This window comes from Bradyrhizobium uaiense, from assembly GCF_010811875.1.
In the GTDB taxonomy this organism is placed as follows: domain Bacteria; phylum Pseudomonadota; class Alphaproteobacteria; order Rhizobiales; family Xanthobacteraceae; genus Bradyrhizobium; species Bradyrhizobium uaiense.
On record NZ_VKHP01000074.1, the window covers coordinates 23,126 to 35,477 of the forward strand.

Sequence of the window (12,352 nt, forward strand, 5' to 3'; positions counted from 1 at the left end):
ACTCACTGATGAACTTCCAGAAGCACAGGACAAGACGATAATCGCACGAAGCGAACAACGATTTGACGGCAATTGGATCACTCTCGCCTCACCTTTCTCGAGCCACTCCTCGTCAATCTCGCATGACCAACTTGATGCATTATCCTATCGAGCCACGGTAGTTGAACCGAAGGGCCGCCATGACCAAACCTCCCGCGGCACTCACACCGAGCCCAAGAGAGCATCCATGTCACGAGCAACCTTTCCCCAGGTGTAGTGCTCCAGCATGACTTTTCGGGCACTCTGGATCATAGAATACCGAAGGCCTTCGTCTTCGACGAGCAGCTTGATCGCAGCCGCGATCTTCTCGGGCTCGTCGGCTCGCATGTAATCGACGCCTTCCCGCGCCATGCCGAGCGCTTCGATGCCTACTCCCGTCGAAACCACCGCCAACCCCATGGCAAACGCCTCGAGTACCTTGTTCTTCAATCCGCTGCCAATTCGCATCGGGTTTACCATTATCGGATACTCAGCGAGCACCGAGCAGATATCGTCGACGAATCCCGTGAGGCGAATGCCGTCGTCTCGCTTCGCCTCCTCCAGAAGCCAGCTTTCCGCATCCTTGCCCACCACGCACCACTCAATTCCGGCTGGCGCCAGGTACGGTCGATAAACGTGCTGGTAGAAAAACCGAACCGCGTCACTGTTTGGTTTGAAGGCAAGGTTGCCCCAAAATGCCACCCCCCTCCGCTTGGCGACGCGCGCATTTGAATCAAACGTGTCGGCCAAGTCGGGCGAGACTCCGTTCGGCACCGTGCTAACGTTTGCAGTTCTACCGGACAGCCTGCAAACAGTGTCAGAATCCGCGTCGTTGACTGTGGTGACGTGGTTGAACCAAACGGGCAAACAAGCCTCCGCCCTGGCCCGGCGCGCGAGCATCAAGCGCGCGTCGAGACGCGTTCTTAGCTGCGCGGGCCACGGCGGAAAGAACTGTATTTGCCTGGTCAACGTCAGAACTTCACTGTCGATAAGATCAAAGAGTATCTTCTTATCGCTCGAAAACGGTCGGACGAATTCTGCAAGCACGAGGCAGAAGACAATCATATGATCGATACTGTTCTCCTCGCAGAAGCCAGCTATCGCTTTGGTAACGGTCGAAAAATGATCCGGATATGAGAGCGAGAAGTAGTCTGAATCGTTGCGGCGGAAGTGCCTTTTCAGTGAAGGCCTGTGGGCCGGAAACTTCGGCGTTTCCGCCATCTTTTTGAAGACTTCAGACAAGCCGGCCAAGCTCTCGCCAGACTCGTCTGTTGAGCCGAGGTTCACCGTCAAGAGGTACAGTTCATGCCGCCTCGCCAATTCGCGGCACAAGTGCCACACGCGGAGGTCATGCCCGTTGGTCAGGCTTGCGAGCGGTTTATGCGTTACAACCAGGATGCGGGTCACGACAATTCGTTTATCTTCGACTGCGGTAGAGCGTCATCAAGCACAGCATGATGCGACCAGACCCTCGGCCTCTTCATCTATCCAGGCGAGCTGAGCTTCCAAGGTCGATTTGAACTCATTTGGCTCCCCGGCGCAACGGGAGCGGCGTTCCCAATGGAGCGCTGCGTGCCGCCGCGTCGCTCTTCGTGAGTAGTACTTTGGCACCGAGAGCTGCGACGACGCCTGGTGTCCCGCTCGCGCACACGCTGCGGAACGCGAGCGACGGAGATCGTGCCACCGGCGCGCGCCTCTACTGGGGCAGCGGACATTCGTCCGGAATAATGAAGAAATTTCCGGTGAAGTTCTTGAGGCCAGATCCGGCCGGCTTGAGCATGCCATGCTCATAACCGTACATGCGGTAGCGCTCGCCTTCGAACATTGCACGAATCTCGTTGCGGTTCTCCGGCTTCCATATCTCGCAGAAGATCAGCGGCCGGCAACGCCTTATCAGCTCCATACCTCCTTTCAGCACCTCAGCCTCGAACTCCTCGACATCGATCTTGATCGCGTGCACGTCTGTGCGTGTCTTCAGCTCCGGAACGTCATCGAGCGTCTCTATCTTGATCTGGAAGCGGATGCCTTCCTTGTATTCGGAGTGCCCGTCGTCGACTTGGCACAATGCGTGTCGCTTGATTCCGCCTATCACAGGCATGATCATCGGAAGCGCCGCGGCCTGCCGGCCCAGGCCGCATTCGTGAACCGTCACGTTCGCGAGCGTATGCTGGGCGACCACGCGCGTCAGGCTCCTGAAGTTCTCAGGCCCCGGCTCGAACGCATGGACTCGGGATCCAGGCTTCGTAGCTGCCAGGAAATAGGCCGTCACCCCGATATTGGCGCCGATGTCGAGGATCACGCCGTCGTTCGGCACCATGTTAAGAAAGTACAGAAAGTCCGCTTCATAACGGAACGTCCTTATCGTCGCGATGCGCGCTTGCGCGACGAAGAAGAGATAGTCGTCAAATCCGAGAGCGCCGATGAGCAGGCGCTGCGTGAGACGCTTGAGCGGGCCTATCATTGGAACCCTCCCTGCGGAGCACAACGACAAAGCGTTCCACCTGGCTTGGGGCGTATTCTGTATCGCCGGACCGCATATGCAGACTGCACGGGGTCCCGGGCCGTCACGACGCGGATCGCGTTTTGCATGAATTTGGCGTGGGCGAAGAAGCGGATCCGCATGATCTCATCGCCATTGGGACGTTCGCCCCAGATTTCGATCGGACTGTTGCGAACCACTATCTCCTGCTCGAGCAGCGTCATGCCGGAACGTACCACCATCGAAACGATACGAAGTGAAATGTCGCCATTAAGCGGCGTCGATTGCTTCGTTGCAAGAAGGTCACTCTGTTCAGAGACGGAGAACTGGAGTTACCTCCACTGGCTTTTCGTAGCGTTTGCGGCGCCCACGTCACCCGCATCAAGCGCGCCTTCGAGGAGCCCCCTGGTTCCTTGGCTGGCCCGAACATGCGGAGCGCTCAGATGATCCACGCTACAAATCGCAACAGCTAGCAGCTCACGCCGAGGTCTGGCGCACGCGCGAAGACAGGCGTGCCAAATTGACCATCATCGCGATGAGAACGAACAGGTACATGTTCTCGAACGATGGGAACACCTCTCGCTCGGTAAACATACTTATTCCGTAGCCGACGATGCACGCAAACAAGGCCCAATACAGGTCGCTATGCAACCGTCGACCGACACGCCAAGCGGTCGATATCCCGACGCACATAAGAACGAGAAGAATGCCGGTAGCGATCGCTCCACAGTCGAGAAAGAAATCGATAATTGCGTTGTGGGCATGAGTAGCTTGTATGAGCGTTCCCGAGTACCACGCCTCGCTGGTTATGATTCCGGACCGCCCCGCGCCAAACAGAAATAGACCGAGATCACTCGTCCATTCATTGAGCAGCGGCACCCAAATGAAATCTACGCGGCCGGTAAGCAACTCATCAGCCGACACGTCCGAAGTCCCGTCGAAGCCAATGGAAAGGATGGCGTCCATAGTTGGCACGATCCAGAGAACGGACGCGATGACTACCATCGCGGCGCCGACGACCAGGACGGCAAACTTGCGTTTGTAAAGCAGAATCAAGACATAGGAGCCCGCAACGGTTAGAAGCGCGCTACGCGATGAGAGCAGAAGCAGCCCCAAAAGCGACAAGGCGACGGGCACCATCCAGAGTGAGCTACGCGTTAGTGCCTTGTACAGCAACAAAGGCGCCGTGCAGATGTATATCGTGCCCATCGTATTGTAATGGATGCCGAAGTAGGCTTCGCACAAATCATTAACGGAGGCGCGGCCCGACAGTGCGGCGGATGGGTTCATGAGGCAGACGACGATAAAGCTCGCCGACAAGAGTAGGATCGAGACGCAGACAGCGTTGACGACTGTCTCAATCTCCGAGAACGAGCGGCATCGCTTCAGAATAAACAGAAACGGCAGGATGTAGAACGCCGGAACCATGCCGTATGACATGATGTAGTCCAGGTAGGACTCTGGAAATACATCCGGGAGGCGCTCATGAAGGAGAGGCGCATTCGGGATTGATCTAGCGAAAGCAATGGCGAAGGTTACAAAATACAGCAAGAGAACGCGGATGGACGTCCGTTCGATCTTGTCGGTCGCTGATAAGAGCGAAACACGGAATAGCAGAAAGACCAGGACTCCCGCGGACAGCAGGTTGAACGGCTTGCAGCCTTGTATGCCGAACAGATTCGAGTTGACGAACGGCACTCGTTGAAATGGCAATATGAAAACGACCGCCAGAAACAGCCATTTTGCCTTTTGGCCAAGCTGGTACGCAGACGCGTTATGATAGGGAGTTCCGCCGCCATATCTTAACGCAACGGTCATGACGGGCCGGCTCCTTGCCTTCCAGAGCGACCGCACTCGAGCGCACGGCTTCTCGGTGCGCAGCGGCTCCCGAGCCACTGAAGCTGTCCTAGGGCGAGATTGAGCAATTCTACCGACATGGCCACAACGCGCCGAATCCGCACCCTGTCTTCATCGCCGGCCAGAAGCGCGACATCCGAGCGCTGCCGAAAATGGCTGCTCCGCCCTCACCCCGCCCCCGTAAGCCGTACTGGCCTGGTCTTGGTCGATGTCTCAGATTGATGATCTGGTCGAACCGTGTCCGAGACGGGCCACTCGGCTCTATCATCCTGCGCGCGCAAGAGGTCCCACGCACTGAAGTGGATGTTGCCATCCATCAGATCCTGCAGCACGGCGAAGGCAAGGCCAAGAAGCAGGCCGCCAAGGAGCGCTATTCCAAGTACGTTCTTGGGCTTTGGCGAAGCGGCCCTCAGGGGAGGCAACGCCTGAGTAATCAGGCTCGCGGCAAACACCGGCGAAGACTGTTGTCGCGTAGCCTCCAGCCTGCGCAGCATGTGACGAAAATTGTCATAAGCACTTTTGGTTGATTCTGCAGCGGCTGCCAGCCTATCCATATTGGCAGCGGAATCCGGCACATCCTTTTTGTTTCTGCTGAAGTCCTCGAGTGCCCTCTGCGCAGCTGACGCTTGCGTGCTCAGGCCATTCAGTCGATCCCGGACCCAGGACTCGTCTTGCAACGAGCCGCCTTGGTCCATTTGATGCGTAATATACTTTTCCGCAACGGCGTTCAGAATCTGCGCTGCTCGATCAGGATTTTTGGAACTGAAGGTGAGTTCGACAAGGTAAGTCGGGCCGACACGCTTGGCGGTAAGCCTTTGTCCGAAGGATTCCACGGCGTAGCGCATGGCGCTACCTTCGCCTTCCGGTCTGGTCCAGCCGAGCAGACGCGATACGGACAGCGCGCTACTACCCTGCCCGCCCGCAAACTCCGGATCCTCCGCAAGGCCGAGCTTCTCGATCACGGCACTGGCGATGCTCTCGGACCTTATGATTCCGATCTGACTTTCAACAATCGTTGCGACTGCTGCAACGTCGCCTGGGGTCGCCTTCGAATCCACGATGAGTTGTGCCTTGGCAGTAAACGTGGGTACCGCCATGATGAGGTAGAGCACGGCAACGCAAAGCGCCGCGCAACACACCAGGAATATGGTCAACACGCGTCGCCGTATGAAGGCAACGACCGCCCGCAGGGAAATGACCGACGTCGGACGAAACTCCGGCGGCGGTGGGTCGTCCCGGTTCATCCAACTATCCGTTGTATTCTGTAGCATTTTCGTACCAGCGCTGATGATTGGAGCTCCGTTGCGGCAGCCAGGTCAAAAAGCGCAAGGGCGCCTACTGAAGGAAGCGAGGTTAGCGGAAGCTGCCGCTGGCTGGGTCACATCAATAGGCATTCGTGCACTTTCTGAGACGAGGGTAGCTGGCCGCAACAGGCGAGCGGTCACCGCATCAACCTGTGATAGACGCGCACCGTGAAACAACCTGAAATCACCCTGGCGACGAATTCGGCAGCGGTCATGGCCAGTGAGGCCATTAACCGGTCTGGCGGCACCTGCTGAATTCACCCGGCAGCCATGGACGGGTTGCGCCGGAAGGTTGGCGGAGGCCGGTAAACTGGTGAAGGACGCGTCGTTCATGGCACTCTGCGGCCCAATCGCTCATTTCCTGCTGAATCAGTACATTCCGGGTCACAGGTTGGGAAAGGCAATAAATGGGTAATTACGATGGTCCATTGAGCCCCGGCACGACCGGACTAAATTCGAGTGGCGATCCGCTCGTTCGCACATCCCAATGGATCTGATGCAACCTCGAATTGACGATCAACAACGCCGATCAATCGAAAATGTGGGTGGCACGTCTTGCCCCCGGCAGATGTGGGAACGAACCTCGGTTTTGCCCGTCTCGATGGCTACCCGAGCGTCAGCGATGTTGACGTGTCGGTACGCCGACAGATTGCGCGGGTTTCATCCTGGTGACCACGTCGCAGAGAAAGTTGCCGTCATGCCGCACTTCACACCGCGCAAGCATCTCGGGCTCGGTATCCTGGGCAACGACCTCGGCGTGTACTTCAAATGGGGCTTGGCCGCCCTTTGCCTAACGATTTCAGTGGCACAGGCGAAAGCCGAGTATCTCGTCAATGTCGGAGATGTGCTGGAGGTCGCCGCCGCGGGCGTACCGGAACTGCGATCTCGTGCAGCCGTGCAGACGGACGGGAACATATCGTTGCCGCTCGTCGGAGTGCTTCAGGTGGCGGGCCTGAGCTTGCCGCAGATCCGAACCAAGGTCGGCGCTGCACTCGCCAACAAGGTGTTTCGACAGAGAAGTCCGGAAGGGCGTGAAAGCGTCATCGTGATAGATGCAGATGAAATCACTGCAACCGTGGCGGACTACAGGCCAATATACATCAACGGCGATGTCTCGAAGCCGGGCCAGTATCCTTACCTTCCCTCGATCACCACACGTCAACTCATTGCGCTGGCGAGTGGTTACGACATCATGCATGTGAGAATGAACAATCCGTATCTCGATTTAGCGGACCAGAGAGCCGAGTACGGATCGCTTTGGACAGAATTTGCCAAAGAGCAGGCGCGCTTGTGGCGCATCAAGACGGAACTTGGAGAGGCGACCCAGATCGCTCCAAACGCCGCGAAGGAGGCACCGATAGCTCGATCGGCAATTTCGGAAATCTTCAATGCTGAAACGGAGTATTTGAAGGCGAAGCAGAGTGACTATCAGCAGGAGAAGGAGTTCATCCAGCGCGGTGTTCGGCAAGGAGACGATGAAGTGCGCGTGCTGACCGAGCAGCAAAAGCGGGAGGATGAGGGATTTCAGTCCGATCAAGAAGAGCTGCAAAAGGCGCAGGATATGTTCGCCCGAGGTACCCTGACCAGCCCGCGCGTTACAGATGCGCGTCGGGCGGTTTTGCTCTCGTCAACCAGGAAGTTGCAGACCTCTGCGCAGCTGCTGCAGGTCAAGAAGCAGCAGGATGAACTCGTCAGAAGGTTGACAAAGCTCGATGATCAGCGGCGACTCGACCTGCTGCGTGAGCTGCAGGAGGCGAACTTGAGGCTTAACCAGGTTCGCGAGAGACTGCAGGCCGTGGGTGAGAAGATTCAGTACACCGCGATGGTTCGATCACAGCTTGTGCGAGGATCGGGCAGCAAGCCCGACATTACCATCTTCAGGAAAGGCAAGAACGGGCCGGAACAGATTGCTGCGAACGAAGATACCGAGTTGCAACCAGGCGACACGGTCGAGGTATCCTTGCGATACCAGGATCTTCCGGATGTACCTTCCCGGAAGCTAAGCGGTTTAGGCCAGTCACCGGCGACGAGCCGAACAGCGGTGACGGAAGCTGATCCGCCTACAGTCGGTATCAGATGATGAGGTTGGCCCGATCGGTCACGGTTGCGAGCTGAGAGGCTTGGGACGGCGCCTGTCCGGAAACGTTAGCGACGCAGCGCGTCCAGCCGGGCTTTCGCCTCCTTGATTCCTGCTGCATCGGCCTTGGCATAGAGCGCTTTTGCTTTGCTCGCATCGCTGCGCGTGCCGTAAGTCCCCCATTTCGCCAGAACCAACGGATCGTAGGTTTCTGCCAACGCAAAGCTCGCCTGGGCACTGCCCATCTCGACGGCGCGCTCGAGCACAAGCCGCGCTGCACTTACATCGCCCTGCCGAAGCAAGGAACTCGCGCGCGCGACCAACCCTGTAGCTTCCGCAACCTGCTCGGAAGCGGGCTGAGTAGCAGCGCGAACAGGTGCGAGCGGAGCGTGCTCAGCGACGTGATTGGCGGCCACTCCGACGGATTCGGACCGATCTGGGCCAGGCGAACCGGCCGTCGAGACGTCTGACGCAACGCCAAGCCCTTTGCGGCCCTGGGCCTCATAGGCATGGATCGCGCTCCGCGACAGGAAAAAGTTCTGCGTCATCACGCCCGCGCTTTCGACACGCAATTTCTTCAACTCGGCAGCCTCGGCCTCTGCTGCCTTCTTCTGCAGGGAGACTTCCTCGTCAGCCTTTGCGGCCCGTGCCGTCTGCACCTCATTGTCGCGACGCGCTGCTACCAGATCCTGTTCCAGCCGTGCGGACCGCTCACGCTCCTTTTGCAGATCCGCCGCGCCGCTCTTCCCCGCCGATGTAAGCCGGGACAAATCTTCAGCCGCTTTGGCTGCTAGTGCAGTTTTGGACTCGACATCGCGCCGCGCCGTCGTCAGATCCTGCTCCAGCTGTGCGGAGCGCTCGCGTTCTTTTTGCAGGTCCGCAGCGGCGCTCTTGCCCGCGGCTTGCAGTCGGGATGTTTGCTCGCCTGCCTGCGTCACCAGCGCGGTCTTACTCTCGACGTCACGTCGCACCGCCGCCAGATCCTGCTCCAGCCGCGCGGATCGCTCACGCTCCTTTTGCAAGTCCGCGGCAGCGCTCTTGACCACGACTTGCAGCCGTGTGGCTTCGTCGCCTGCTTTCGTCACCAGCGCGGTCTTGCTGTCGGCATCACGCCGCGCCGCCACCAGATCCTGCTCCAGCCTGTCAGCCCGCTGACGCGCCGCCTGCAGCAGGTTCTGCGACTCTGCCGCGCTGTTCTCCCTCTCCCTTTTCAATCGGGCTGTTTCATCGCTTGCTTTCGCCACCAGTGCTGCCTGGACCTCGACATCACTGCGAGCCGCTGCAAGATCCTGCTCCAGCCGGGCCAATTGTCCGGGCTCTGCGGGTGATGCCTTCAGAGCTGAATCCGCGTCGCGCTCGGCCACCCGCCTGAGCTCCGCGACTTGTTCACCGGCCTTGAGGGCCTGCGCCTCATAGGCGTAGATCGAGCTGCGTGCCTGGGAAAGCTCCTGCGCAAGCGCGTCGGCCTTCGCACGCGATTGCCTCAGATCGACAACAATGGCTTCCGCCGACAGCTTCTGACGCGAGACTTCCTCGCCCGCTTTTGCCGCCAACGTAGTTTGGGCTGCCAGATCACGCCGCGCCGCGGCGAGATCCTGCTCCAGCTGCGCGGACCGCTCATCTTCCTTTTGCTGGTCCGGCGTTCCGCTCACCCCTGCGGCTTTCAGCCGGGAGGTTTCTTCGGTTGCCTTCGCCGCAAGCGCAGTCTGGGTTTCCAGATCGCGCCGCGTCGCCGCGAGATCGCTATCTAGCCGCGCAGATCGGTCACGTTCCTGCTGCAGGGATACCTCCAGCCTTGCTGCATCGCTCTCTCCCACCGCCGTCAGGCGGGCTGCTTCATCGCCCGCCTTCGTTGCCTTTGCGGTCTGGATATCAAGGTCACGTCGCGCCTCCGCAAGATCCCGCTCCAGCCGCGCAAATTGCTCGCGTTCTTGCTGCAAGTCGGCTGCGTCTCTCTCGCCCGACTTCCTGAGGCGGGACGCCTCCTCGCTCGCCTTCGTCGCAATTGTAGTCTGTGTCTCCAGCTCCGCTCGCGCGACCGCGAGATCTTGCTCAAGATGTGCGAACTGCGCCGGGTAGCGAAGCGGCCCGGTATCGCTCGCAGTAGCTTGTCCGAGTTCGTCCAGTCCTCGTCCAGCAGCGCGGGCTTGAGCTTCGTAGGCCTTGATTGCACTCCGCGTCAAAGAAAAGCCGCCCGCCGGCACTCCGACCCTCGCGGACGGTTGCCTTGTCTCGGCCGTGCCGATGTCCTCCGCTCGCTTCAGCCGTGAAACTTCCTCGCTTGCTTGTGCCGCCAGCGCGGTCTGGGTCTCGACATCGTGTCGCGCTGCCACGAGTTCTTGTTCCAGCCTTCCTGCCCTGTCACGCGCTTGCCGCAGCGCATCCTGCAGCTCTGCGGGACCCTGCACGGCTTGTTTCACCCGGGCCGCGTCTTCAACGGCGTTGTTGGTCAAGGCAGTCTGGACTTCGAGATCGCGTCGAGCCGCGGCGAGGCTCTGCTCCAACATCTCTGCCCGCTCGCGCTCGTGCTCGATGCGCTGCAACAAGCCAATGTCAAGCCTTGCAGTGGAGAGTTCGCAGGACAGGCTCCCACCCCGATCGGGCTCCTGGTCCGAGGGAGGCCCGCTCTGGGCGCGCGCTCCCTGTGCGATCAGCATCGGCCGCTTGGTGCCGCCTTCGTCCCGCGGCGCAGCTTCGGAGTTGCCGTCCTCTGCGGCGGCAGCCGGGTCGACGATGCGAAGGGCTATCGTTTGCTGCGCATCCGCCGCGAGGCGCACCGCATCGGGCGACGCCCGTGTTGCTTCGGGTGTCCACGCGGTTGCGAGCATGGCGACGGTCGTCGACCATAGGAGAACAGGCTGCGCTACACTGACCAGGTGTCGCGGCCGCGCGCCTGCGATGTCGCAGGCGCGGCCTACTTCATTGTCGAGGAGAACCGTGCGGTCCATCCGCAATCACCTTTCGTATGGCGACACGATCTATCGAGATGCGGCGTCAAGTGCCCTGCTCTCGACGCGAAGCCTGTGATCCGCATTGAGGCGCCCTCCCGCGTAGAGCCGTGCGTCATGGCTTTGCATAGGACCAACCCTCTCGATCACGCGTACGACACCGGACTTCACCACCTCCATCTGACGAATGATCGCGATGTCCTCCTCCTCGGTACTATGCATTTTCTCCTGAGCGTTTTCCGCGAGACTTGAACAAAATTGCCGGCGTACTTGGCACCACCTTCTCAATTCAGGCTTTCACGGACGACGTGTCGTCGCTGAGCATGCTGTAATATTGCGCGACGTTGGTCGCATTGTTGAAGGCCGGAATGTTCGTGAGCATCAGCACCGCGAACACGAGCAACGGACGCAATCCGCCCTTTGCGGTCCGGGGCACTGCTGCACTTATTTTTTTCCATCTGGCTCTGCGCTCGCCAACCCGAAATTTCGTCGTAGTTTCGTGCAGTTCGCCCTCGCGCGCTATTTCCCCTTGGAGGAGCCCGCCTAACCCTTCCGGATTATGTGCTGTGCCTGCCCGGCCCCGACGCAGTCAGCGAGGGTTCGATCGGTCGGTGCATCATCGCATACCGGGAACACCGTATAGCCGCTGGGACGGCAGTAGTTCGACACACTGATCAGAATGAGCGCCGGAATATCCACGGAGGTACGGATTCGCCATGCTAGTGTCATGGCAGTCGTCGGCACCGTCGAGCGCGGCAGCCTTCGCTCAACTGATCTTTGACCGCGGCCACGACAGGACTTGAGGCATCGATGGATCGACGAATTATTCCCCTGATCATGTGCGGCGGCGCAGGCACGCGGCTCTGGCCGGCGTCGCGCGAAGTGCATCCGAAGCAGTTCCTGTCGCTGTTCGGGGCGCGCTCGACCTTCCAGGAGACGCTGCTGCGGGTCTCCGACGCCGGCCTGTTCGAACGGCCGATCGTGATCACCAACGAGGCCTATCGCTTCATGGTGCTGGAGCAGCTGCCGGAGATCGGCCGCGAGGCCGATGTGCTGCTGGAGCCGATGCGGCGCGACTCGGGGCCCGCGATCGCGGCCGGTGCGGCGTTCGCGCAGAGCCGCGACAGTGAAGCAATCGTGCTGGCGCTCGCCGCCGACCATCTGGTGCGCGATACGCCGGCCTTCGTCGCCGCGTGCCGCGGCGGACTGGCGGCTGCGGAAGCCGGCCGGATCGTGACGTTCGGCGTCAAGCCGGAACGGCCGGCCACCGAATACGGCTACATCAACCCGGGCGCGGTGGTCGCCGGAGAGGTGCGCGCGGTGGCGAAGTTCGTCGAGAAGCCGGACGCCGCGACGGCGGCAGGCTATATCGATGCCGGCTATCTCTGGAACAGCGGCAACTTCATGTTCCGTGCCGGCGTGCTGCTCGACGAGTATCGCAATGTCGATGCGGACAGCGTTGCCTCGGTGGAGCAGTCGGTTGCGTCGGCAACGCGCGATCTCGGCTTCGTCAAGCTCGATGCAGCGGCGTTCGGCGCGACAAACGCGATCTCGATCGATTACGCGGTCATGGAGAAGACGGCGCATGCCGCGGTGGTGCCGGTGGCGTGCGGCTGGTCCGACATCGGCTCGTGGCGCCAGGTCTGGGAGCTCTCCGACAAGGACGGCC

The 12,352-nt window shown here is 60.0% G+C and carries 8 protein-coding genes; 2 read left to right on the top strand and 6 right to left on the bottom strand.

The features are described from left to right. Positions 1–201: 201 nt before the first annotated feature. The 4 genes from FNJ47_RS53940 to FNJ47_RS19230 form a co-directional block, all read right to left on the bottom strand. Positions 202–1,425 carry a glycosyltransferase gene (locus FNJ47_RS53940; RefSeq protein WP_163155787.1) on the bottom strand — a complete coding sequence of 408 codons (1,224 nt, stop codon included), beginning with the start codon at positions 1,423–1,425 and terminating at the stop codon, positions 202–204. A 289-nt stretch (positions 1,426–1,714) separates the two neighbouring features. Further along, positions 1,715–2,479, bottom strand: a complete 765-nt coding sequence (locus tag FNJ47_RS19220; RefSeq protein WP_163155789.1) for an FkbM family methyltransferase — start codon at positions 2,477–2,479, stop codon at positions 1,715–1,717. A 495-nt stretch (positions 2,480–2,974) separates the two neighbouring features. Beyond that, a complete protein-coding gene (locus FNJ47_RS19225; protein ID WP_163155791.1) occupies positions 2,975–4,315 on the bottom strand; it encodes an O-antigen ligase family protein in 1,341 nt (446 codons plus the stop codon). Positions 4,316–4,521: 206 nt separating this feature from the next. After that, the gene (locus FNJ47_RS19230) at positions 4,522–5,598 is read right to left on the bottom strand and encodes a GumC family protein (RefSeq protein WP_163155793.1); all 1,077 of its coding nucleotides are present in this window, start codon (positions 5,596–5,598) and stop codon (positions 4,522–4,524) included. 757 nt (positions 5,599–6,355) lie between these two features. Here FNJ47_RS19230 and FNJ47_RS19235 point away from each other — a divergent pair. After that, positions 6,356–7,738 carry a polysaccharide biosynthesis/export family protein gene (locus tag FNJ47_RS19235; protein WP_163155795.1) on the top strand — a complete coding sequence of 461 codons (1,383 nt, stop codon included), beginning with the start codon at positions 6,356–6,358 and terminating at the stop codon, positions 7,736–7,738. 65 nt (positions 7,739–7,803) lie between these two features. On the opposite strand, the gene FNJ47_RS19240 is transcribed toward FNJ47_RS19235, so the two are convergent. Both FNJ47_RS19240 and FNJ47_RS19245 read right to left on the bottom strand, forming a co-directional pair. Then, positions 7,804–10,683 carry a hypothetical protein gene (locus FNJ47_RS19240; RefSeq protein WP_163155797.1) on the bottom strand — a complete coding sequence of 960 codons (2,880 nt, stop codon included), beginning with the start codon at positions 10,681–10,683 and terminating at the stop codon, positions 7,804–7,806. A 289-nt stretch (positions 10,684–10,972) separates the two neighbouring features. After that, positions 10,973–11,119, bottom strand: a complete 147-nt coding sequence (locus FNJ47_RS19245) for a hypothetical protein (protein WP_163155799.1) — start codon at positions 11,117–11,119, stop codon at positions 10,973–10,975. A 374-nt stretch (positions 11,120–11,493) separates the two neighbouring features. On the opposite strand from FNJ47_RS19245, the gene FNJ47_RS19250 reads away from it, so the two are divergent. Then, positions 11,494–12,352: mannose-1-phosphate guanylyltransferase (locus FNJ47_RS19250; RefSeq protein WP_163155801.1), on the top strand; the 859-nt coding region annotated here is incomplete at its 3' end.

Bases quoted from the DNA above. Each gene is read 5' to 3' on its own strand.
- FNJ47_RS19220 (WP_163155789.1), bottom strand. From the start codon at position 2,479: ATGATAGGCCCGCTCAAGCGTCTCACGCAGCGCCTGCTCATCGGCGCT.
- FNJ47_RS19240 (WP_163155797.1), bottom strand. From the start codon at position 10,683: ATGGACCGCACGGTTCTCCTCGACAATGAAGTAGGCCGCGCCTGCGAC.
- FNJ47_RS19235 (WP_163155795.1), top strand. From the start codon at position 6,356: ATGCCGCACTTCACACCGCGCAAGCATCTCGGGCTCGGTATCCTGGGC.
- FNJ47_RS19230 (WP_163155793.1), bottom strand. From the start codon at position 5,598: ATGAACCGGGACGACCCACCGCCGCCGGAGTTTCGTCCGACGTCGGTC.
- FNJ47_RS19225 (WP_163155791.1), bottom strand. From the start codon at position 4,315: ATGACCGTTGCGTTAAGATATGGCGGCGGAACTCCCTATCATAACGCG.